The following is a 21,896-nucleotide window of genomic DNA, read 5'->3' on the forward strand; positions in this document are numbered from 1 at the left end:
CAGCCCTACAGTGCTTTTGGCACTGGCTCTCATGGCAATCATTGTCATGATGATCTTGCCGATGCCCGCCTGGGTGCTGGATGTAGGCCTTGCGGCCTCCTTTGGCTTAGCGATCCTGATTTTTACAATCACGCTCTTTATCGAGCGGCCGTTGGATTTCTCCTCTTTTCCGACGATCCTGCTTGCTTCGCTGATGCTTCGGCTTTCGTTGAATATTTCATCGACCAAGCTCATCATCGGGCAGGGGCATACTGGCACTGATGCAGCAGGGGACGTTATTCAGGGGTTTGCCCAATTTGTTATGGGCGGCAGTGTCTTCTTGGGATTGGTGACATTTGGCGTTCTGCTGATTGTGAACTTTATGGTGATCACCAAGGGTGCGGCCCGTATGGCAGAAGTGGGTGCTCGCTTTGCTTTGGATGGGATGCCTGGCAAACAAATGGCGATCGACGCAGATATGTCCGCAGGTGCCATTGACCATGCGACTGCGCGGGACCGTCGTGAGACGGATCAGAAGGAAACCACCTTCTTCGGCTCACTGGATGGTGCGTCAAAATTCGTAAAAGGCGATGCTGTTGCCGGCCTGCTGATCACCCTGTTGAACCTGGTGGTTGGATTGGTCATGGGCGTACTTGTCCATGGTATGGAAGTTTCCGTTGCATTTGAGACCTATGCGATCCTGACCGTTGGCGACGGCCTGGTTTCCCAGATCCCTTCGGTGATCATCTCGATCGCTGCGGCATTGCTGCTGGCCCGTGGTGGGGCCACCGGGGCGACAGACATCGCGATCTTTGATCAGTTTGGCAAGCACCCAGCAGCGCTGGCAACGGTTGCAATCCTGATGGCCTTGTTTGCTCTGGTTCCTGGCCTGCCGTTCTTGCCTTTCATCGTTGGCGCAGGCGTTCTGGGCTATACGGCCTATCGGCAGCATATGCGATCCGTCGAAGAAGAAGAGAGTGCGGTCGAAGAAGAAATGGAAGAGGCTGCAAATCCGGAGCCAAGCAAAGTACTGGGTGATATTCTGGATCTGGATGACCTGCATCTGGAGTTTGCTCCGGATCTTGTCAGCATGGTGCTGGATGCGGGAACCGGGCTTGATGCGCGGATAGCCAATATGCGAACCCATGTTGCAACCAGTTTTGGCCTGATCTTGCCAGAGATCCGGTTGACGGATCAGGGTGATCTTGAACGCGGAACCTATGTAATCAAGGTGCAAGGCGTTGAGCAGGTGCGCGGTAATTTGCATCCAGACCTGGTCCTAGCACTGCTGCCAGATAATCACGACGCTTTGCCGCCGGGCACCGATGTTACAGAACCAGTTTACGGCGCGCCAGCGCGTTGGATTACCGCCAACCAGCAGGAAGAGGCCGCCTTGTCGGGGGCAACTGTTGTAACCCCACCAGAGATCTTGGCCACGCACCTGCTAGAGGTCATCAAGCTCAACTTCTCGCGGCTTTTGACCTTCAAATCCCTGCGCCGGTTGCTCAATGAGATGACAGAGCTATCCGATGCTTACAGAGCAGAAGCAAACCGTAAACTGCTTGACGATCTGATCCCCGACAAGGTGCCGATGGATACGCTGCACGCGGTGCTGCGCCTGCTTCTCGAGGAGCGTGTCTCGATCCGCAACATTCCATTGATCTTGGAATCGATCGCTGAAGCGAGGGTGCATACAACCCAGCCAGAAACGATTTGCGAACACGTTCGCCAGCGTCTGGGCTTCCAACTTGTAGCAGAAATGAAGCGGGAGGACGGAACCATTCCACTGGTGCAACTGGCCCCGGAATGGGAAGATACCTTCACCACCTACCAGGTGGATGTGAATGGTGGAAATCTGGACGTTGCCCTTCCGCCGGATATGTTCAACCGATTGGCCGAAGGGCTGAGCGAGCGATTGAACATGGTCACAGAGCAAGGTGTATTTGCTGCTGTTGTGACCTCGACCCGCCGCCGCCGCTATCTGCGTACAATTCTGAAATCGCGCGGCATAACAAATCCAGTTCTTTCCTTTGAGGAGATTGGTCTGGAAGCTCGCCCAGCTCTGGTCGGGATGGTTGCTGCATGACACTTCTGGCTTTGCCACCGGAACTCTTGGCCTTTCTAGGTGCTGGAGCCTGGCATTTTGCCATTGTTTTTCTGCGGGTTGCGGCAATGTCGTCGGTTTTGCCTGCCTTTGGGGAGCAATATGTGCCTATGCGGGTGAAGCTGGCGATTGCAATCGCCTTTACCTTTGTAGTCGCGCCTGCACTGCCCCAGATCGGCGCGCCCGATCATGTTGTTCTCTTTGGCCGTTTGGTGGTGAGTGAAGCCATTATCGGTCTCGCCCTGGGCATGGGGGTACGGCTATTCATAATGGGGCTTCAGACCGCCGGGACGATCGCTGCGCAATCAACCTCATTGTCGCAAGTTCTAGGCGGCATCGGAGCAGAAGCCATGCCAGCCATCGGTGCTGTTTTGATGGTTGGAGGCTTGGCTCTGGCGGTGATGATGGGGCTACATGTCCGCATTGCTGAGTTTTTGATCTACTCCTACCAGTTCTTCCCGGTTGGAGAGTTCCCCGCAGCTAGCATGTTTTCCAAATGGGGCGTTCACAGGATTTCGCAGAGCTTCTATATGGCTTTCACCCTTGCGGCCCCGTTTCTGGTTACCGCGGTGATTTACAACCTGACACTTGGTGTCATTAACCGCGCGATGCCGCAATTGATGGTCTTCTTTGTTGGGGCTCCGGTCATCACGCTGGGTGGCATGCTTATCCTGATGGTCGGCAGCCCGCTGATCCTGGATGTCTGGATGCGCGCATTGATGGCGTTCTTTATGAATCCGGGGGGAGGGGCGCAATGAGCCAGGATGATGACTCAGATAAGTCATTTGAGCCGACGCCACAGAAGCTCCAGAAGGCACGCGAGAAAGGTGAGGTTGCAAAATCAACCGACTTGTCCGTTGCTGCCGCCTATCTGGGTCTTGTACTCGCTTTCTATGCGGTTGGAGCCGATATGGTTGCGGGTACAGGCACAGTGCTGATGACCTTTTTTGATCAGCCAGACCGTTTGGCCCAGCAATTGTTCTACGGCGGGGGAACTGCGCCGGTAGGTGGATTGCTTACCGCGATCGCAACTCCGTTGATTCCGCTTTTCTTGATCCCTGCGGTGCTGGTTCTGCTTTCGATTTTGGGTCAGAAAGCTCTTGTCTTTGCCCCAAGTAAGCTGGAGCCGAAGCTCTCAAAAATTTCGATCATTTCGAACGCGAAAAACAAGTTGGGTCGAGCTGGTCTGTTTGAATTTGGTAAAAGCGCCTTCAAACTGACCATCTATTCGATTTGCCTTGGTGTCTATCTGACCCATCGGATGCCCGAGATGATCGCTTCTGTTGGCACAGGCGCTTTCAGCGTCATCAAGCTCCTTTCCGAATTGGGGATGGAGTTCTTGGTCATCGCCCTGTTGGTCTCTTTGCCGATCGGAGTTGTGGATGCGGTATTCCAGCATGCGGAACATCGGCGCAAGAATATGATGTCGCGGAAAGAAATCCAGGATGAGCAAAAGAACAGCGAAGGCGATCCGCATATGAAGGCAAAGCGCCGTCAAAAGGCTCAGGCTATCGCCCTGGGACAGATGATGGGTGCTGTGCCTGATGCAAGCGTCGTTGTTGTGAACCCAACCCATTACGCGGTTGCACTGAAATGGGAAGGCGGGGCCGGAACCGCCCCGATCTGTGTGGCAAAAGGGGTTGATGAGGTGGCGGCAGCAATCCGCCAAGTTGCAAATGAAAACGCTGTGCCCATTCACAGCGATCCGCCAACGGCCCGCGCACTCTATGCGACGATCGAGATTGGCGAAGAAGTTATGGAAGAACACTACGCACCTGTGGCGGCGGCGATTCGCTTTGCCGAAGAAATGCGTGAAAGAGCGAAGGGAGGCGTCTGATGAAGCAAAAAATGGCGATGCTCAAACAAATGGCAGCGGTCACTGAGGCCCAGTACCTGCGTGAACATGCGCGTATCAAGCCGGTCCTGGATCACGAAGCCAGATTGCGCGGACAGATCCAGAAACTCTCGGATCAAGTCCAACAAAGCCGTGCAGAGACAGACGATGATCTGCGAATGCGCGCTTTGGGTGCGGACCTGTTGTGGGAGGGCTGGCATCAACGAACGCGCAAACAGCTCAACATGGAACTTGCCCAGGTCACCGCAAAGAAGCTGATGGCGATGGACCGGCTACGCCGAACTTTTGGTCGGAAAACCGCAGTTTCAGATATGGCAAAGACGGAACAGACGCGTCTGAAAGCCGCCAAGGCCAAAGCTCTTACAGACCGATTGCTGCAACAATAAAACCGCATGTAGTTCCGAATGCTCAAGACGAGCGCGATCCCCACCTGGGATACTCTTGAACACCACAAAAACAGGCGGGTTCGCCTACTGGCATTCGCTGGTTCAAGCTCACGGCGAACCAATTGTGCAGGGTAGTGAACAACAGCCCTATGACAGTTCTGCTCATTTGAACCGTAGGTATTCATCTGACCAACAAAACAGACCGGCTCCTGTTGGGGCCGGTCTTTTAGTATTGGGTAGAGTATTTTGTTTCAGACGTCCTGTCTGGAAATCTCGATGATCAACACGTCATAGATGCCCTTACCAATATCTCTTTGAGCCGCCTCGCGCAGAGCGGTGCGAAGGGGGTCAAGCACATCCGAACGCGTGAAGGCACCGCGGAAACCGCCCATGTTGGCGTGATCAAACAACACTTGCAGAAAGGCGTCTCTCAGCTTTGGTTCATAGGTGTGGATCCGCTCACTTAACCCCTTTCGAACTTCTAGCGATAGGGAGATCACAACAAGCGAAGACAGAGTTTCTTTTTCAACGACTGGAACAACAAATTGGTTGGCGATCTTGACGTATTCGCGCTCTTGTTCCGGAGGAAGATCTTCAAGCGCGACGTGATTGTCATCGGAGCTGTCCATTTCCATGTCCATATCGTCACCCATATCGTCAGAGTGATCTGAACTGGCAGCCGCCACTTCAGGTGGTGGCGCTGGGGCAGGGGCCAGCATGATGCCGGCTCCGATCCCGGCACCGGTGCCGATGACAAGCAGGATAACGGGGAGTAGTTTGGCGATCATGGCTTACCTCAGAATGGTAGGATCGCGTCCAGCACTTGCTGGCCGTATCTTGGTTGTTGAACGTCGGTGATTTGACCGCGACCACCATAGGAGACACGCGCAGAGGCGATCTTGTCATAGGTGATTTCGTTTTTACGGCTTATGTCCTGCGGCCGTACGTAGCCAGAAACCAAGAGTTCACGTAGTTCAAAGTTCACCCGCAGCTCCTGCGATCCGCTGATGGCTAAAACACCGTTAGGCAGAATATCTACAACGGTTGCCGCGACCTTGAGTTCAAGCTTTTCGCTGCGTTTTACCGAACCGTTGCCACGTGAGGTCGAGGCACCGCCCAGATCAACAGCGGTAGCGGCTGAGGCTCCTGTCGGGAGGTGCTCATCCAGACGCTGTGGGAGACCCAATAGCTGTGGCATATTCAGGCTCTCTGAACTTGATCGGGATCGGCTGGTGTCATTGGAGATTTCGGCCTCCTCATCGATCTCAATCACAACGGTAAGGATATCGCCCTTGTTCATGGCGCGCCGATCACCCAACAGGGATTGCTGTGAACCGCTCCAGAGAGAGGCGTTGTCAACGGGTCGTTGGCTTTGGACCTGGTGTGGGAGACCTTGCCAAAGCATCGCAACATGTTCTTGCGTTTCATTCGCCGGGGTAAAGCTGGGCGGCTTGCCCAGGTGATCCATACGGTTGCAGGCACCTAGTACAAACAGACCTGCAATCAGTCCTGTGGTGAAAAGAGTTTTCATTTTCATTATCTTACCTCTACGGACCCGTCAGCATTGATACGGCCAGTCACTGTTGATCTTGATGCTAGGTTCATGACTTTGATGATTTCACCTTCCGAACCGCGCCCTAGAGAGCGGCCCTCGGTGATGATGGTTAGCCCCCCTTGCCGATAGGCGAGCGTGACCAGATCGTTGCGATCGACGATTGCTGGTGGGCCGATGTCGCCGGCACGCATAGGGCGGCCCGGATAAAGAGCCACGCGTGCCTCCATTCCCACCACCACATTTGCATCCGACAGAGCACCAGGCAGGTTGACCTTTTTGAACGTCAGATCGGTTGCCTGGATAATTTCCTTGGCACGAATGGTACGCAGAGGCACCAGAATATCGGCCAGAGCGCTTTGTGCTGTCACAGCGATGAGGAAGGCGAGAAGGTGTTTCATCAGCGTACCTGAGTGGTTGCGCCCATCATCTGATCAACAGCTGAGATGACTTTGGCGTTCATTTCATACCCGCGCTGGGCCTCGATCAGCTCGGTGACCTCGCGGACCGAATCAACGGAGCTTCCCTCTAGGTATCCCTGCCGAAGGCTGCCCAGGCCGTCCTCTCCAGCGGTGGAGGTATTGGCGGCCCCCGACGCTTCTGTTGCGATGAAGAGGTTGCTACCAAGGGCTTCTAGGCCTTTGGGGTTGGTGAAGCCTGCGAGATTGAATTGACCCAACAGCTGACCTGCGGTTGATTCGTCAAAATAGGCGTAGACTTCGCCCTCAGGGTTGATCGAGATGCTTAGGGCATCGTTTGGAATGGTGATTTCAGGAGAGACCGGATAGCCGTCAGAGGTGACAATCAGGCCTTCGGCCGAGCGTTTCAACGCACCGTCGCGTGTATAGGCGCTTTGCCCAGAAGGCAGTGTGACCTCCAGATAGCCCTTGCCCTCAATGGCAACATCAAGATCGCTATTGGTCTGTTTCAGCGCCCCTTGGTTCAGATGCACTGAGATCGCAGCGGGACGCACACCCAGACCGACCTGCACACCGGTTGGCAGCACAGTCCCGTCAGAGGCATTGATTGTGCCGGCCCGGCTGACCTGCTGATAATGCAGGTCGGCGAATTCCGCACGACGCGCATTATAGGCCGTGGTGTTCATGTTCGCGAGGTTGTTGGAAATGGTTTCAACACGCAGTTGCTGGGCGCTCATGCCGGTCGCGGCGATTTTCAGGGCACGCATTGGGTTTCTCCTACGACTTAATCAGATTCTTGATGGCATCACGAATGCGCCGGTCTTCTGTTTCCAGAAAGCTCTGGCCCATTTCATAGGCCCGCTGGATTTCGATCATGCGGGTTACCTGACCGATGGCATTGACATTCGAGCCCTCGGTATAGCCCTGCAGCATGGCGACATTCTCAGCCGGGTCGATGTCCCCTTCTACGCGGAACATGACGCCATCCTCGCGAACCATTGTGTTCTTATCAGCAGGGCGGAACAGGCCAATTTGTCCGATGGAGTTTCCATCTGCGGTGATGGTCCCATCCGCGCCAACCTCGATGGATTGGGCGCTGCCTGGAACAAAGACAGGAGAGCCGCCCGCGTCCATGACGCGATAGCCATCCATGGTAACCAGGTCACCTTCGGCATTGGGAGAAAAGGCACCAGCACGCGTCAGGCGTTCTCCCATCGGTGTTTCCACCATGAAGAACCCTTCGCCCTCAATCGCAAAATCAAAGGTGCCGCCAGTTTTGGTCAACTGACCTTGTTCCAGCGAAGTGTTGTAAATGTTGGCGCGTGACATCGACAGAGACTGCTGCCCTGGTGACGACTGCACATATTCAGAAAAAATAAGGCCCTCTGACCGGTAGCCAGTGGTTGCGGAGTTGGCAATATTGTTTGCCACGACGCGCATTTCGCGCATCAAGCCGCTTTGGCGGGACAGGGTGGTATAGCTCGTAGCACCCATCAGGAGCCTCCAGCAATCAAGGGAATCACATGGCCGTCAAAAAAGGCCACAAGGGTCTGGGTCATGAAGCCCATGGTCATCCAGAACACGACAACAATCGCGGCCAGCTTTGGCACGAAAGTAAGAGACATTTCCTGAACGGAAGTCAGGGCCTGAAACAGGCCGACGGCCAATCCGACCACCAAAGCAACGGTCAGAATGGGGGTGGACATTGTCACGGCAGTCCAGAGTGCTTGCCGCAGGGTGTCGTAGAATTGGCCTTCAGTCATCATGGCTTAGACCGGCATCCTCAGGATTTCCTGGTAGGCTTCAACAACCTTGTTGCGTACGGTCACTGCGGTTTCTACGGCGAGCTCGGTTTGTGCCAGAGCCTGAACCAAAGCATGTGGGTCGCTGGAGCTGGTCATGGACTGAACCGCGGTGGTCTCAGTTGCGCGCAAAGTGTTGGCGAACTGGGCAAAGCTTGACTTCAGTTGATCGCCGGCACTGGGACCGTTGAAATCCGGATCAACTTTGGTAGCGGGGCGGGCCGCCGTATAGCCGCTGGCGGCTGAAGTAACAGAGCGAATATCCATTCTGGATCTCCTCGAGGTTGGTTTAGCGTCTCAGCAGGTCCATCAAAGATGCGGACATGCTGCGGGTTTGTTCGAACATTTTGAGGTTGGCGTCATAGCTGCGCTGCGCTTCGCGGGCATCAGCGATCTCGATCATCAGATCGACGTTTGAGCCTTCGTAGTGACCGGTGTCATCCGCCATCGGATGCGTTGGGTCGTAGATGTTGGTCAGTTCGGTGCGGTCAAGCGTAACGCGACCGGTCTCTACCTTTTCGGCGTCGTTCTGCAATTCGCGTACCGCCAGGAAAGGCACTGTTTTGCGGCGATACCCTGGCGTGTCTGCGTTGGAGATGTTTTCCGAAACATGGCGCAGGCGTTTGGCCTGTGCTTTCAGGCCGCTGGCCGTAACATTCAGGGAGTTTGCAAATTCACTCATCGGTCAGACCTCCTTATGCCTTGCCCAGGCTTGCGCGCAGAATGTTCATCGAGGATTTGTAAACCGCGAGGGCGCGTTTGTGCTGTCTTTGCACTTCGACGCCTTTGAGCATCTCCAATTCCAGTGAGACGGAGTTGTTGTTGGGATCACTGCCTTCCTTGGAACGCGAAACCGCCCAATCCAGATCACTACCAACCGCGCCATTCAGGTGATTGGACCGAGAGGCAATCATTTCACCAGGGCGAGTACCGGAGGCATAGATCTCTTTAAAGGGTTTGATGTCCTTGGCGTGATAGCCAGGGGTATCCGCATTGGCGATGTTCTCAGACACCAGTGCCTGGCGTTTCCCTGCATGGGTCGCCATGGAATATGCGATTTTGAAAACATTCAGTTCCGTAAACATCGGGGCTTCTCCCTCGAGCGATTTCAATCAAGGCTTAACCCTGATTCCTTTAGAAATTGTTTTCAGAAGCTAAGTGGAGGCCTTAGGCCATGATTGCAGAGCTGAAAGCTTTGACGGAACAAATCGCCGGCAGGAAGTTGGTTACACAGATGGGGCGCGTCACAGGAATTACCGGTGGGGAAATAGAAATATCGGGGCTGGAAAAACATGCCCGGATCGGAGATCGGCTGGTTTTGCAGCGCGGTCCAAAGGACCACCTTCACGGTGAAGTTCTGAAAATAGATGTAAGTAAAATCAGCATGTTGCCAGATCGAGCGCCAGATCGCGTTGCGATTGGAGATCGGGTCTTGTTGCATCCTGCCGCAGATTTTGCGCCTTCTGACAATTGGGTCGGACGGGTGATTGATCCATTTGGTGAACCACTAGATGGGCGCCCCATGTTGCGCGGAAGTGAGGCACGAGACTTGATGGCGCCACCACCCAAAGCGGCAGGACGGCGCCAAATGGGTGCCCGGCTTGCGACGGGGCTGTCAGTTCTCAATACGATTCTCCCGGTCGTTCAGGGACAAAGGGTCGGTCTTTTTGCAGGTTCGGGTGTTGGTAAATCGACTTTGTTGGCTAAACTTGCGCAATCGATGGAGGCCGACGTTGTTGTTATGGCCCTTATTGGTGAGCGCGGGCGAGAGGTGAATCACTTTGTTGAAGAGGTTCTCGGTCCAGAAGGGATGAAACGCGCGATCGTGGTTGCAGCAACCTCTGACCAATCCGCGCTGGTACGCCGACGCTGTGCCTGGTCTGCCATGACCATCGCAGAACATTTTCGCGATCAGGGTAAGAATGTGCTCTTTATGGCAGATTCTGTGACACGTTTTGCCGAAGCGCACAGAGAGATTGCGGCAGCATCGGGTGAGGCGCCGGCCCTGCGGGGTTATCCGCCTTCCGTCACCCCCCTGATCACGGGTCTCTGCGAGAGAGCAGGCCCCGGCGCAGAGGGGCATGGAGATATCACAGCGGTCTTCAGCGTCCTTGTGGCGGGGTCGGACATGGAGGAACCCATTGCAGACATTCTGAGAGGGGTGCTGGATGGACATATTGTTCTTAATCGCGAAATTGCCGAACGCGGACGATTCCCGGCGATTGATGTATCTCGCTCCGTTTCGCGTAGCCTTCCAGCTGCAGCGACGGATGACGAAAACGCGATGATCCTAGAGGTGCGAAAATACCTTGGTTCATATGAGCAATCCGAAGTGATGATCCGCGCTGGCCTCTATTCTGAAGGCAACGATTTGGTGCTGGATCAGGCGGTGAAGCTCTGGCCAGAACTGGACAGTTTCTTTGGCAAAGAAGACGCGCAGGGAATTTCAAACAGCTTTGGCAAGCTGCAATTGTTGCTTCGGCGGGCAGGTAAGAAACGCTGATCTCTGAGCTGAGAGTTCTAGAAAGAAGATATGAAAAAGGTGCTGACCGGAATACGGTGAGCACCTTTTTCATATCCTACCCAAGCGGATAGCTGCTAAAACTCCGAAAGGATCAGCTTTGCAACAATAACAACGCCGCGCTTGATCCAGAAATGGATGCATTGAATGCAGCGATTTCTGAACGCGCCAGATAGGTGCTGATGAGGTTGCTCATCTTTTCAGGGTCACTGAATTCTGAAAGGTCATCCGATCCAAAGAACCTTTCCGAAGCTTCACGAAAAATTTTGACCTGCTGATCAACATCAACCTGGCCAATGCTGTCCGGTAGACCCAAGGCCGTTTGCATCATCGAATGTAACTGGGGCTGGCCAATAATGTTGTACCATTGCGTATTGATGGAAGGTGTTTCACCATCCTCACCTTCAGCAACCAGAGGAACCAATTCGCGTTCCGCATAAAGTGCTACACGCAAAGTCTGTTCCTGATTGCCGACAGCGGTCTCGAAGGACTGAGTTTTATTGGTGAAAACCACGTCTTTCATGGCTTCCAGATCGCCGGTCTTGCGGGATTCACCTGGGCCAAAACCAAAAGCATCGGTAAATGAAACCCAGCGATCATCGCCCAAGCGGGTCGCTAGGGCATCATCCGCAGAAGAGCCCTCTTCCAGCACCTTTTGCACAAGGGCTTTCATGTCGATCTGATCTTCCAGGCCAAAGGCACCAAGCGCTACAGAAAGAAGTCGCCTGTCCTTGATCAGATCTTCTGCGGTTTCTACCTTCCCAATATTTTCAAGAAAGTAGTCACTCTCCCGTTCTATGGCGGCGCCACTGGAGAAGACCTCAAACTGGCGGTCATAGGTGGATTGGAGAAAATTCCAACCCGGGATGCCGCCGCCCAGAAGGATCGGATCGAAACTCATGACGGTCTGATTGCCATCAAGCGTTCCTCACGTGGCAAAAGGGCACGCAGAGCCTTGAGGCACCGGTAATGATTATCATTGATAAGCGCATCGGTCGCTTCGGCCAGATTGGCGCGGCTGTCGGGATCCACAAAGATCTGGCTCAGCTCTTCGATGTTGCGCAGCATTGGCATGCGATTTTCTTCGGGGTCGCTGTCGCCAGTCAAGATCAACTGTGCCGCATAGCAGACCCGACGGACAGGGGTGTTGGCTTCTTCGGGGTGAATTGCATCACGCAGCCGAAGGATGTGCGCATCGGGTGTCACAATAGACAACCTGCTGCGTCGGTCGCCATTTTCGATGACAGCCCCATTGACGAGAACGCGTTCTTTTGGGGCGAGTTTTAGGACCAGGCCGCTCATATTCAGGATGCTCCGCTGCGGAGGCCACGCATAATGGCCGTATTGATTTCAACCAGAGGCTTTATCCCCGCTTTTCGGGAGAGCACTTTGCTGGTGTGTTGACGAGTAAATTCCGCTAGGTAAAGGAGGTTCGTTTTCACTTCTTGCGGCAATTGATTTTCTTTAGCTAACAAATCGACTTCGAAGATGTTCCACATCTTGCGGTTTGTATGCAAAGCACTTGCCAGAACTTTGAAGCCTTCCGGTCCGGATTTGGCATTTGCAACCTTATGCGCTGCAAGCAGTTTGTGCGTCGCGCGGGCTACAACCTCATACTCATTATCTTTGGTTGTTCGAGTCGGGGCCTTCGCCGCGGAATAGGCACTCTTCGCTTTCAGAAGGGCATTCACGTGTTTTCCTAACGTATTATTTCTTCAGATTCTCTGAGAGAGGTGTCCAGGGCGCATCAATATATGCGCCCTGGATCAAGTGCTTTAGCGGAACAGCTGCTGCAGGGTCGACGGTGCCGAGTTGGCAATTGTCAACGCTTGGACGCCGAGCTGCTGCTGTGTCTGTAGGGCTTTAAGTCGAGCGGATGCTTCTTCCATATTGGTGTCCACGAGGGAGCCAATACCGGATTTCATTGCATCGGTGACTTTGCTTACAAACTCGGATTGCTTTTCAATCCGCGATGCCGAGGCACCCAGTGCCGCTGCACCATCAACAGCAACCTGGATCAGTTGTTCGATTTCGGAGATCGAACCTTCAGCAGCAGTTGCAGAGCTGACGTCAACGTTTGCCAGGGTCAAGGTCGCTTCAAAATCCACGGACGAAACGGTGATGTTCGAAGAAGTCACAGCACCGGTGGAGTCACGGTCAATTGAAGACAGAACGGTGATATCACCACCTGCGGTGTTCAACAGGTTGGCACCGTTGAACTGAGAAGCACCGATAACAGAGGTGATCTGGTCTTTCAGCGACTGAACATCTGCGTTCAGCTTATCGTGATCGACGTTTTCACCAGTTGCAGCAACAACTTTTTCCTTCATTTCTTTCAGAAGGTCGGTGATCTGCTCAGCGCCAGCTGTCGCAACAGCCACGGTTGATTCACCCAGCGACAGAGAGTCGGAGACAGCGTTGAAGCCTGAGACATCCGATTCCATAACCTTGGAAATCGCCCAGATGGCTGAGTTGTCTTTGGCGTTGGCAACCTCTTTACCAGTGGAAATCTGGTTCTGGGTCTCGGTCAGGTTGTTGTTGATGCTCTGCAGGGTCTGCAGGGCCACCATTGCACCATTATTTGTCAGAATGCTGGTCATTGCGTATATTCCTTTAGCGTTTTGAGGCGCTTTGGCCTCGGTTTTTCCCGGCCCCGAAGGGCAATCTGTGACGTCTTTCTGACAGTGCGTTCCGCCTCTTGAGCTTTCGCGCCACCTCGGCTTTGTGAGATGCAGAGGCAGATTGCGATCAAAGGTGCTAAGGGATTGCTAATGCGCCACTGCGGGTTCTCTAGAATTTTTCCTAAATTGCATCTTGCTCTTAGGAGCGCTTTTCCAGGCGGGTACCGCTAAGGGTTCCATAGCGAGACCGGCGGCCTGTGCGGTCATAGACATCCAGGCCCTTTCTCACTTTGCGCAATTCGGCCATGCGAGTTGCGACACTGCGAATGCCGTCCATGGCGCTGTTCAGAAGTTCTTGGTTGCGGGAGACTTTGGTCTGGACCTTATTCAGTTCTTTTCGCTCGAGATCATCAATTGCATTCAGTTGCTCGATTATGCGCTCTTTACGTGTCACCAATGATTCGATCTTTTCGAGTTCCCCGCGCACCAGGGCGCTGCGTTCTTCGTCCAGAATCTCATCCAGCTCATCTATAAGTGCCTGTGGTTCATGTTTACTCATCGCTCGATTCCTTCAGCGCGTTGTAGAGTGATTCGGCGAGGCCAATGCCGCCTGCCTCGGTGATTTGTTCGGCCTGAGCCCGGACAAGAAAGCTTCCAAACTGGTCTTCGCCCGCGCCGCCACCGCCAAGACCTTCCCGGCTTTTCCCAAGCCCGGCTGACTTCAACATTTCCGTAAGGAAAGAAGCCTCTAGCTGCTTTGCGGCTTCCCGGAGGGGATCTTTAGGAAGGGGAGGCTGAGCGGTTCCAGACGTTGGAAACGCTTGCGGTGATATGGTCGATAAACCAGGCATTCTGCACTTCTCCAAAATGTCTTCAGCGATTTGCTTCGATTTTTCGGAGATTGCATCAGGAGCGGTTAAAATTACCGTAACCGCTTTATTCTATGACTATTGGCATCAAGATAGAATGTCTGGAATAAAATGCTAACGAAAGTTCTCTTTGGGCAAGCGCATCCCAGCGTCCAAGAAATGCCCACCCCAATCGCGAAAGAAGGATCTTCGCGGGATCGGGGACCCAAATTCTCTGATTTCGTCAACGGCGGCCGTTCACAAAATGATTATGCGGTCCGACAAAAGAGGTATGAGGCGAACTCCGCATCGAGGAAAAGCGATCAGGGCGCCCCTGAGAGGAGCTCTGCTGTTTCCGGTTCGACTAAAAATTCGGGCAAGAACGGATCGATAGAATCTGACCAGAACCCTGCTTCTTCTCGGAAAACATCGAGCCAAGATGATGTTTCTGATCAGAGCCTTAGAGGAGCGCAGGGGCCTTCTGATGATGCCGCTACGGAAGTAGAAGAGGGCGCGAGCCCTGTGCGGCAAACTCCGGATGGACAAGTCCAAGAAGGTGAAGCAATCGCTCATAACGCAATGGGGTCGCCGATTGAGGCGACTGTCAGCGAACAGAAGCAGGCCACATCCGTAACTTTGTCAACCGTGGCGCCTGATGGAAAAACCGATCCCAGCGTCGGGGATGACGCTGAAATTCCTAAAACAACCGGGTCTGCTTCATCTGTGGCTGGGGCAGCAGGCCCTGTCGATGCCGGTTTGATTGATTCGGAGATGGGACCGGAAGAAAGGGATGAGCTTCTGCCTACGAGAAACGCTAAGAAGCAAATCCCGGGCAAAGAAGCGTTCCCTGCTGATCGGCCCACACCGGTAGAAGCAAGCGCGCAGAAACAAGGTGAAGCAGGTCGAAACCTGGATTTGCGATCTGCGAGTATCGTTCAACAACAAGAAACCGCCCTTGCTGGGAAAGAAGGAAACCTCAAAAGTGAGGAGATAGCTTCAGAACTGGCAGGCGCGAAAACTCAAAAAGGTGGAAATGGTCAGGCTCAGCTCACCGCTTTGGCGGGGCAAAGCGCATCGGGTCAGTCCAGAATGGTGGCTGGACAGGGACAACAGAACCTGACTGGGGAAGCAGCCGATGCCATGGAACAGGCAGTGAAAGAGGCGATCAAGTCGCAGAACCAATCTGGTGAAACGACTTTGACCTCTGAAAGCGTGGAGACTGGCAAAGCCGCCGCAAACTCATCAGTTTCGTCCTTGGCTTTGGCTGGTCAGGTTCCGGCCCCCCGTACAGAAAACGCCCTAGGCCGACGTGCAGAAGCGCGTTTACGTGAAGCAGCGGATGCGGCAAGCACATCTGCCGCAAATGCGTCACGTGCGTTGAACGCAAAATCGGCAGCAGCGGTTACAGCGCAAAACCTGTTCTCGGCGCAAGCCCTAGGCCAGGAACTGGCCTCGCAGGTAGCGGTGCAAGGCGATGCAAATCCCGCCGTTGGTGACTTGCCGATGGACCGTCCGGGCCTATCGCAATTGTTGACCGAGGCGGCCTTCCAACCCGGCACCGTGCATCGTCCTGAGACGCCGCGCATGATTGCAATGCAGCTGGCTCAGGCGTTTGTCACCAAGGGTGAGCGCAACATTGATGTCGCATTGAACCCGGAAGAGCTGGGTCGTGTGAAGATGCGTGTTTCCACCAGTGAGGCCGGTATCACTGTCGTGATCCAGGCAGAGCGACCTGAAACCAATGACTTGATGCGACGCCACATCAATGAGCTCGCAGAAGAGTTCAAGCAGATGGGTTTCGAAAACATCTCTTTCCAATTCGGTGGCGAGAATGCCTTTGGCAGCCAGACGGGTGGTGGGGAGAGCAACAATTCACAAGCGCCGGGTACGAGTACTGGCACCATAGATGATGCGGATGCGGCTTTGGTTGCAGAAGCGCAGGTTCAACAACTCCGGCTTGGAAGTGCCGGAGTCGATATGAGGGTTTAGAACATGACGTCCGAAGTCTCTTCTGTATTCACGCCCACTTCAACAGGTGCAAATAGCAGTCCCGCCAGCACGGGTGGGACCAATCTAACCTCGGATTTTGATACCTTTATCAAACTTCTTACGGCGCAGGCCCAGTATCAGGATCCGCTCGAGCCTATGGACAATACAGAATATGCCTCTCAACTGGCAGAATTCTCCATGGTGGAGCAGCAGGTTCTGACCAATACAAACCTAAGTACGGTGCATGAGCAGTTGGGGCTGGGCAATATGGCCTCGCTGACCGGTTGGGTTGGCATGGAGGTGCGCGCACCTGCACCTGCTCAGTTTGATGGAACCAATCCGGTGAATGTTGCGCCAAATCCTGCAGCAAGAGCGGATGAGGTGAACCTCATTGTACGCGATAGCGATGGGAATGAGGTCAATCGTATTTCCCTGCCTATTTCAGCGGATCCCTATAATTGGGATGGTACCAACCAAGAGGGCGATACCGTTGCCCCTGGCGCATACACTTTCATCGTGGAAAGCAAAATCGATGGTGAGGTTGTTCTTGCCGAGACCGCAGAAGTCTATACCGATGTGACAGAGACACGTATGCAGGGTAGCGATGTGGTGCTGATTACTGAGACCGGTACTGCAATTCTGGCCTCTAGTGTGACAGCTCTGCGGGACCCAAATACAGAGGAAGCTTGACCTCGGATAGCGGCTCGCCCATTTCTTCTGGGGTCTTTTTGATCAGACGTCAGACCATGGAGTAAGCGATCCTGTCAGTCATGGACAAAGATTTTGACCAGCGGTTTTTTCAATCGCTCAGGGCGCAGGGGCTGAATGTCCCTGCGCCTCAACCTTTGTTGGGCGGGCGGTCAAACCTGGTCTGGCGGGCTGGGGATCTGGTCATAAAACTATATCTGCGTCGGGTGGAAAACCCGCTGTTTGACAATGATCCAACACGGGAGTTCGCAGCGTTGGAGGCCCTGTCCGGTACTGGCATGGTCCCCTCTGCCCATCGCAGAGGAGAATTTGAGGGACGCCACTGGCTCACCTATGGCCATATCACAGGCAAACCCTGGCAGGAAAACCCGGCACAGGTTGCGCAGCTCTTAGGCCGTTTGCATGATCAACCGGTTTTCAAGAAACTTCCAAAAGGCCGAAATGGCAGTATGGCTCTGAAGGCGCAAACCAGGGATATCCTCGACTTCTGTTCGTCACAGTTTGAGCAGGTGGCAGAGTTAAACAGCCTCTGCCCCAGATCTCACGTGGCGCCCACGAAACAGGAATGTTTGATTCATGGCGATCCGGTTCCTGGCAACCTTGTGGCGCATGATGGCACATTGACCTTGATTGATTGGCAATGCCCGCAACATGGTGACCCAGCCGAAGACCTTGCGCTGTTCCTCTCTCCAGCGATGCAGTTTTTGTATCGCGGAGTGGTTCTAAGCGAGGAGGAGGAAACGAGCTTTCTACAGGCCTATCCAGACCCTCAGGTGACTGAGCGATATCAGGATCTAAAACCCTGGTTTCATTGGCGTATGGCCAGCTACGCTCTCTGGCGCTGCCAGGCAGGAGAAGCGCGGGACCATGTGGCCTATGACCTTGAAAAGGCAGCGTTGGTTCAGTCCATCAGACCCAGCAGCGCATAGGCCGGCGGCATCAGGGCCCGGCGCCAGCGCCCCAGGGGGAACTTGTCCATTTTCTGCATAACTTGCGAGTAAGGCAGTTCCGGCTGCCGCCCCTGTGCCAAATCCGCCAGCAGGCGACCGCTATAACTGCCCATAGCGACGCCGTTTCCGTGATAACACAGCCCGGCGAGCATACCTGGTTGACCGGGCACCGGCCCTGCATAGGGTGTGAGGTTGCGCGACAGGCAGACCATGCCGGACCAGATATGGGTGCTTTGCACATGGCGCCAGCGCGGGAACAGGGCCTCGAAGTCCCGGCGCAGCTTGATCCGGATGCCTTCTTCGGCGCTGGGCGAGGATAACAGCCCGCCGCGCATTCCAAAGAGGAAGCGCCGGTCCGGCATCAGGCGGAAGTAATGCAGCAAATTGCGGCTGTCATAGGCCATCTGGTCACTGAACCAGCCCTGTTCCTGCAGCTCCGCCTCGCTGAGGGGGCGGGTCACCATGGCGGTGGATTGCGTGGGCATATAGCGCGCCGCAAGCCAGCCAGGCAGATCCTCTGAGGAGTAGCCATTGGTGGCGATGAGAACTTGGCTGCAGCGGATCATCCCCTTGGGTGTCTGCACCGCAAAGCCGCTGCCGTTCCGGGTGATTTGGGTGGCCGGGCTGTTCTGGAACAGCTTTACACCAGCGGCCAGCGTCGCTTTTGCCAGCCCGAATAGATACTTGCGTGGATTGAGGGCAAAGCCGACGGGTGTTGTGAGCGCCCCGTGGAAATTGCCGTTCAGCCCGGCCTCGGCCAGCTGTGATTTGCTGAGGAAATCGGGTTCTTCTCCACCGGCTGCCAGGGCCTCGGCCTCGGCCTGCATCCTGCGCAGGGCGCGGGGGCTATGGGCCAGGCGGGTCTCGCCCTTGGAATGGGTGTCTGCATCGATGCCGTGTTTTTCCAACAGGCCAGCCACCAGGTTCACGGCGGCTTCTTCGCCGGCCTCATAGGTCTCGGTAGCCGCGGTTCCGAATTTGCGGCGCATGGCTGCGCTGGAGAGTTTGCTACCCCCCAGACAGCAAAACCCGCCATTGCGGCCAGAGGCGCCCCAGCCGGGCGTCTCCGCTTCCAGCACTGTGACTTCAGCGCCCGCCTCGGCGAGGTGCAGCGCCGCAGAAAGCCCGGTAAATCCGCCGCCGATCACTGCAACATCCGCCTGGGCATCGCCAGCCTGCTGAGGCCAGATTGGTGCCTCTATGGTCTCGTCCCACCAGCAATTGCTGCGCGGGCCGGGACCATAGGCGTAGTCAGAGTAGATCCGCTGCATCAGGTCCGCGCGGCGGCTTGCTCGTCACGCTTCTGCCTGACCATCTGCCGTTTGGTCACCAGGGAGGCGGTGATTACGCCCACGGTGACGATTGCGATCATCAGGGTCGATAACGCGTTGATCTCGGGGCTGACACCCAAACGCACCGCCGAAAAGATCTTGATCGGCAGTGTGGTGGCTGAGGGGCCAGAAGTGAAGGAGGCAATCACCAGATCGTCCAGTGACAGTGTAAAGGCCAGGAGCCAGCCGGAAATCACCGCGGGCGCGATGATCGGCAGGGTCACCAGGCGGAAGGCCTCTGACGGCGAACATCCCAGATCCAGTGCCGCTTCCTCCAGGGATTTGTCAAAGGTGACCAACCGCGAAGACACCACCACCGAGACATAACACATGGAGAATGTGGTATGGGCCAGCACAATGGTCATCACGCCGCGGTCCAGCCCGATGCCGATGAACAGCAGAAGCAACGACAACCCGGTGATCACCTCTGGCATCACCAGAGGCGCGTAGATCATGCCGGAAAACAGCGTGCGTCCCATGAAGCGGCCACCGCGCACCAGCACATAGGCCGCCATGGTGCCTAAAACGGTGGCGATGGTCGAGGACATCACCGCCACCTTGACGGTGACCCAGGCGGCATTGAGGAAGGCCTCATTCTGCAGCAGCTCACCGTACCATTTGGTCGAGAACCCCGCCCAGACGGTGACCAGCTTGCTTTCGTTGAAGCTGAAGATCACCAGGATCACCATGGGTATATAGAGGAAGGCAAAACCAAGGGTCAGGGAGACGGCGTTGAACCAGCTCATTCGGGTCATTGTTCTGCCTCCTGCTGTTTCTGTTGGTTGCGCTGGAACAGCACAATCGGAATGACAAGGATAAGAAGAAGGACAACGGCCACCGCAGAGGCAACTGGCCAGTCACGGTTGGAGAAGAATTCTTCCCACAGGACCTTACCGATCATCAAAGTGCTGGATCCGCCCAAGAGTGAGGGGATCACGAATTCACCCAAGACTGGAATGAACACCAGGAAACTACCCGCGATGATTCCAGGACGCGACAGCGGGATGGTCACAAGCCAAAAGGCTGTTAGCCGCGAGCAGCCCAGATCCTCTGCCGCTTCGATCAGCGATCCGTCCAGGCGTTCAAGTGCGCTATAGATCGGCAGGATCATGAAAGGCAGATAGGTATAGACGATGCCGATATAGACGGCGCTATTGGTGTTGAGGATGGTCAGCGGCTCCGAGATCACCCCGGTCCAGAGCAGGAACTGATTGAGGAAACCCTCGTTCGAGAGGATCCCCATCCAGGCGTAGACGCGGATCAGGAAAGAGGTCCAGAACGGCAGTATCACCAGCATCATCAAGGTCGGGCGCCACTCCTGCGGCGCGCGCGCCATGCCATAGGCCATCGGGTAGCCAACCAGCAGGGTGAAGAAGGTCGAGATAAGGGCAATCTTGAGCGAACTCAGATAGGCCTTCCAGTAGAGGTCATCTTCGGTAAGCCAGGTGAAATTCTCAAAATCCAGCTCCGACAGGAAGGCGCCGATCCCCGTGGCCCAATCGAATTGAGGCATATAGGGCGGCCGCGCCAGGGCCACATCGGAGAGCGAGATCTTCAGGACGATGACAAAGGGCACCAAGAAGAGCGCCAGAAGCCAGAGATAAGGGACTGAGATCAGGAAAAAGCGGCGCATCATTCAGCCAAGAGAACGCCTGCCGTGGCGGTCCAGGACAGCCAGACAGTGTCTTCCCATGTGAATGCACGGCGGGAGATGCGGCGGGTATTGGCGCTTTGCGCTTTGATTACCGCACCAGAGGGCAGCTCAACGTGATAGGTCGAGATATTGCCGAGATAGGCGATGTCCAGGATCTTGCCCTGGACCGCATTGTCCACCCCTTCGGGCTTTTCTGAGTTGATCGTCACCTTTTCCGGACGGATCGCCAGGTGGCATTTCTGCCCGTCGGAGAAGGGAGCGGGGGACTGAACGTTGAGAGGCGCCTGGCCCTCTTTCCAAGTGAGCGAATAGCTCTCTTCCCCGTTGGGGGTGACGACACCATCAATGATATTCACCTCACCGATGAAGTCGGCGACATAGACCGAGTTCGGGGTCTCATAGATCCGGTCGGGGGTGGCGACCTGAATGATCTTGCCATGGTCCATGACTGCCACGCGGGAGGCGACGGTCATCGCCTCTTCCTGATCGTGGGTCACGATTACAAAGGTGGTGCCGGTCTTTTCCTGGATATCCATCAGCTCAAACTGGGTATCCTGGCGCAGCTTTTTGTCGAGCGCGCCCAGGGGTTCATCCAGCAGTAAAAGCTTGGGGTGTTTGGCGAGGGAACGTGCTAGGGCCACCCGCTGACGCTGACCGCCGGAAATCTGATGTGGCTTGCGGCTTGCGAATTTCTCCAGCCTTGTGAGGCGCAGCATCTCATCCACGCGGTCGCTGATGTCATGCTTGGGCATCTTCTCGCGTTTCAGACCAAAGGCGATGTTTTCCCAGATGCTCAGATGCGGGAACAGCGCATAGGACTGGAACATCATATTGGTGGCACGCTTGTTTGGTGGAACGGGCGCTATGTCCTGCCCGGCGAGGAAGATTTTGCCCTCGGTTGGGGTCTCAAAGCCCGCAAGCATCCGCATCATCGTGGTCTTGCCGCAGCCCGAGGGACCCAGTAGGGCAAAAAACTCTTTCTCGTAGATGTCGATTGTCAGGTCGTCGATAGCCGTGAATTCACCAAAGCGCTTGGTGACATTCTGGAATTGGATCAAAGGCTTGGCCTCGGGATCGTTCCAGGGTTCGAATACAGGAATGGTCAAGCTGGTGCCCCCGCAAGTTCCGCACGCACGGCTGCCCGGATGCGGCGCCGCGTCAGTTGAATTTGGTGCAA

The 21,896-nt window shown here is 55.2% G+C and carries 27 protein-coding genes; 8 read left to right on the plus strand and 19 right to left on the minus strand.

Annotation, left to right across the window (positions count from 1 at the left end; translation table 11 throughout):
• Positions 1-31 precede the first annotated feature (31 nt).
• From flhA to RSK20926_RS08310, 4 genes are read left to right on the plus strand one after another with little or no spacing between them, the layout of a single operon-like run.
• Positions 32-2,065, plus strand: coding sequence for a flagellar biosynthesis protein FlhA (flhA, locus tag RSK20926_RS08295; protein WP_008205791.1), 2,034 nt, complete (start codon positions 32-34; stop codon positions 2,063-2,065).
• The gene (locus RSK20926_RS08300; RefSeq protein ID WP_008205792.1) at positions 2,062-2,841 is read left to right on the plus strand and encodes a flagellar biosynthetic protein FliR; all 780 of its coding nucleotides are present in this window, start codon (positions 2,062-2,064) and stop codon (positions 2,839-2,841) included. The genes flhA and RSK20926_RS08300 overlap by 4 nt, the downstream gene beginning before the upstream one ends.
• Positions 2,838-3,920 carry an EscU/YscU/HrcU family type III secretion system export apparatus switch protein gene (locus RSK20926_RS08305; protein ID WP_008205793.1) on the plus strand — a complete coding sequence of 361 codons (1,083 nt, stop codon included), beginning with the start codon at positions 2,838-2,840 and terminating at the stop codon, positions 3,918-3,920. Before RSK20926_RS08300 ends, RSK20926_RS08305 begins: the two co-directional genes overlap by 4 nt.
• A complete protein-coding gene (locus tag RSK20926_RS08310; RefSeq protein ID WP_008205794.1) occupies positions 3,920-4,324 on the plus strand; it encodes a hypothetical protein in 405 nt (134 codons plus the stop codon). Before RSK20926_RS08305 ends, RSK20926_RS08310 begins: the two co-directional genes overlap by 1 nt.
• 251 nt (positions 4,325-4,575) lie before the next feature.
• Here the strand turns inward: RSK20926_RS08310 and RSK20926_RS08315 are convergent, their stop codons facing one another.
• From RSK20926_RS08315 to RSK20926_RS08355, 9 genes are read right to left on the minus strand one after another with little or no spacing between them, the layout of a single operon-like run.
• Entirely contained in the window at positions 4,576-5,112 is a 537-nt protein-coding gene (locus RSK20926_RS08315; protein WP_008205796.1) for a flagellar basal body-associated FliL family protein, read from the minus strand.
• 8 nt (positions 5,113-5,120) lie between these two features.
• Positions 5,121-5,861: a flagellar basal body L-ring protein FlgH gene (gene flgH, locus RSK20926_RS08320; protein ID WP_008205797.1), complete on the minus strand. Its 741-nt coding sequence runs from the start codon at positions 5,859-5,861 to the stop codon at positions 5,121-5,123.
• Positions 5,861-6,277 carry a flagellar basal body P-ring formation chaperone FlgA gene (gene flgA, locus RSK20926_RS08325; protein ID WP_008205799.1) on the minus strand — a complete coding sequence of 139 codons (417 nt, stop codon included), beginning with the start codon at positions 6,275-6,277 and terminating at the stop codon, positions 5,861-5,863. The genes flgH and flgA overlap by 1 nt, the downstream gene beginning before the upstream one ends.
• Positions 6,277-7,062 (minus strand): flagellar basal-body rod protein FlgG, encoded by a 786-nt coding sequence (flgG, locus tag RSK20926_RS08330; RefSeq protein ID WP_008205801.1) that lies wholly within the window; start codon positions 7,060-7,062, stop codon positions 6,277-6,279. The genes flgA and flgG overlap by 1 nt, the downstream gene beginning before the upstream one ends.
• 10 nt (positions 7,063-7,072) lie before the next feature.
• Positions 7,073-7,789: a flagellar hook-basal body complex protein gene (locus RSK20926_RS08335; RefSeq protein WP_008205803.1), complete on the minus strand. Its 717-nt coding sequence runs from the start codon at positions 7,787-7,789 to the stop codon at positions 7,073-7,075.
• Entirely contained in the window at positions 7,789-8,061 is a 273-nt protein-coding gene (locus tag RSK20926_RS08340; RefSeq protein WP_008205804.1) for a flagellar biosynthetic protein FliQ, read from the minus strand. Before RSK20926_RS08340 ends, RSK20926_RS08335 begins: the two co-directional genes overlap by 1 nt.
• A 3-nt stretch (positions 8,062-8,064) precedes the next feature.
• A complete protein-coding gene (gene fliE, locus RSK20926_RS08345; protein WP_008205805.1) occupies positions 8,065-8,364 on the minus strand; it encodes a flagellar hook-basal body complex protein FliE in 300 nt (99 codons plus the stop codon).
• Positions 8,365-8,386: 22 nt separating this feature from the next.
• Complete coding sequence (flgC, locus tag RSK20926_RS08350; protein WP_008205806.1) at positions 8,387-8,779, minus strand: flagellar basal body rod protein FlgC; 393 nt, start codon at positions 8,777-8,779, stop codon at positions 8,387-8,389.
• A gap of 13 nt (positions 8,780-8,792) precedes the next feature.
• Positions 8,793-9,182 carry a FlgB family protein gene (locus tag RSK20926_RS08355; RefSeq protein ID WP_008205807.1) on the minus strand — a complete coding sequence of 130 codons (390 nt, stop codon included), beginning with the start codon at positions 9,180-9,182 and terminating at the stop codon, positions 8,793-8,795.
• An 89-nt stretch (positions 9,183-9,271) separates the two neighbouring features.
• Here RSK20926_RS08355 and RSK20926_RS08360 point away from each other — a divergent pair, with 89 nt between their 5' ends.
• Positions 9,272-10,600 (plus strand): FliI/YscN family ATPase, encoded by a 1,329-nt coding sequence (locus tag RSK20926_RS08360; RefSeq protein WP_008205808.1) that lies wholly within the window; start codon positions 9,272-9,274, stop codon positions 10,598-10,600.
• 112 nt (positions 10,601-10,712) lie between these two features.
• On the opposite strand, the gene RSK20926_RS08365 is transcribed toward RSK20926_RS08360, so the two are convergent.
• From RSK20926_RS08365 to RSK20926_RS08390, 6 genes are all read right to left on the minus strand, one after another.
• Positions 10,713-11,519 (minus strand): DUF1217 domain-containing protein, encoded by an 807-nt coding sequence (locus RSK20926_RS08365; RefSeq protein ID WP_008205810.1) that lies wholly within the window; start codon positions 11,517-11,519, stop codon positions 10,713-10,715.
• Positions 11,516-11,920 carry a flagellar biosynthesis repressor FlbT gene (flbT, locus tag RSK20926_RS08370; RefSeq protein ID WP_008205813.1) on the minus strand — a complete coding sequence of 135 codons (405 nt, stop codon included), beginning with the start codon at positions 11,918-11,920 and terminating at the stop codon, positions 11,516-11,518. The genes RSK20926_RS08365 and flbT overlap by 4 nt, the downstream gene beginning before the upstream one ends.
• 2 nt (positions 11,921-11,922) lie before the next feature.
• Positions 11,923-12,309 (minus strand): flagellar biosynthesis regulator FlaF, encoded by a 387-nt coding sequence (flaF, locus tag RSK20926_RS08375; protein ID WP_008205815.1) that lies wholly within the window; start codon positions 12,307-12,309, stop codon positions 11,923-11,925.
• Positions 12,310-12,393: 84 nt separating this feature from the next.
• A complete protein-coding gene (locus tag RSK20926_RS08380; protein ID WP_037254363.1) occupies positions 12,394-13,218 on the minus strand; it encodes a flagellin N-terminal helical domain-containing protein in 825 nt (274 codons plus the stop codon).
• A 220-nt stretch (positions 13,219-13,438) separates the two neighbouring features.
• Positions 13,439-13,798, minus strand: a complete 360-nt coding sequence (locus tag RSK20926_RS08385; RefSeq protein WP_008205818.1) for a flagellar export chaperone FlgN — start codon at positions 13,796-13,798, stop codon at positions 13,439-13,441.
• Positions 13,791-14,090, minus strand: coding sequence for a rod-binding protein (locus tag RSK20926_RS08390; protein ID WP_037254366.1), 300 nt, complete (start codon positions 14,088-14,090; stop codon positions 13,791-13,793). Before RSK20926_RS08390 ends, RSK20926_RS08385 begins: the two co-directional genes overlap by 8 nt.
• A gap of 1,086 nt (positions 14,091-15,176) precedes the next feature.
• On the opposite strand from RSK20926_RS08390, the gene fliK reads away from it, so the two are divergent.
• From fliK to RSK20926_RS08405, 3 genes are all read left to right on the plus strand, one after another.
• A complete protein-coding gene (gene fliK / locus RSK20926_RS22805; RefSeq protein ID WP_157133072.1) occupies positions 15,177-16,076 on the plus strand; it encodes a flagellar hook-length control protein FliK in 900 nt (299 codons plus the stop codon).
• Positions 16,077-16,079: 3 nt separating this feature from the next.
• Positions 16,080-16,766 (plus strand): flagellar hook capping FlgD N-terminal domain-containing protein, encoded by a 687-nt coding sequence (locus RSK20926_RS08400; RefSeq protein ID WP_008205823.1) that lies wholly within the window; start codon positions 16,080-16,082, stop codon positions 16,764-16,766.
• A gap of 80 nt (positions 16,767-16,846) precedes the next feature.
• Positions 16,847-17,713, plus strand: coding sequence for an aminoglycoside phosphotransferase family protein (locus RSK20926_RS08405; RefSeq protein WP_008205824.1), 867 nt, complete (start codon positions 16,847-16,849; stop codon positions 17,711-17,713).
• Here the strand turns inward: RSK20926_RS08405 and RSK20926_RS08410 are convergent.
• Genes RSK20926_RS08410 through RSK20926_RS08425 form a run of 4 tightly spaced genes read right to left on the minus strand, consistent with a single transcriptional unit; the run spans position 17,686 to position 21,825 of the window.
• A complete protein-coding gene (locus RSK20926_RS08410) occupies positions 17,686-19,005 on the minus strand; it encodes an NAD(P)/FAD-dependent oxidoreductase (protein ID WP_008205825.1) in 1,320 nt (439 codons plus the stop codon). The two genes, RSK20926_RS08405 and RSK20926_RS08410, sit on opposite strands and share 28 nt — an antisense overlap.
• Positions 19,005-19,820 (minus strand): ABC transporter permease, encoded by an 816-nt coding sequence (locus tag RSK20926_RS08415; RefSeq protein ID WP_008205826.1) that lies wholly within the window; start codon positions 19,818-19,820, stop codon positions 19,005-19,007. The genes RSK20926_RS08410 and RSK20926_RS08415 overlap by 1 nt, the downstream gene beginning before the upstream one ends.
• A complete protein-coding gene (locus RSK20926_RS08420) occupies positions 19,817-20,698 on the minus strand; it encodes an ABC transporter permease subunit (protein ID WP_037254442.1) in 882 nt (293 codons plus the stop codon). Before RSK20926_RS08420 ends, RSK20926_RS08415 begins: the two co-directional genes overlap by 4 nt.
• Positions 20,698-21,825: an ABC transporter ATP-binding protein gene (locus tag RSK20926_RS08425; protein WP_008205828.1), complete on the minus strand. Its 1,128-nt coding sequence runs from the start codon at positions 21,823-21,825 to the stop codon at positions 20,698-20,700. The genes RSK20926_RS08420 and RSK20926_RS08425 overlap by 1 nt, the downstream gene beginning before the upstream one ends.
• Positions 21,826-21,896: the final 71 nt, after the last annotated feature.

Source organism: Roseobacter sp. SK209-2-6, assembly GCF_000169455.1.
GTDB lineage: Bacteria > Pseudomonadota > Alphaproteobacteria > Rhodobacterales > Rhodobacteraceae > Pseudophaeobacter.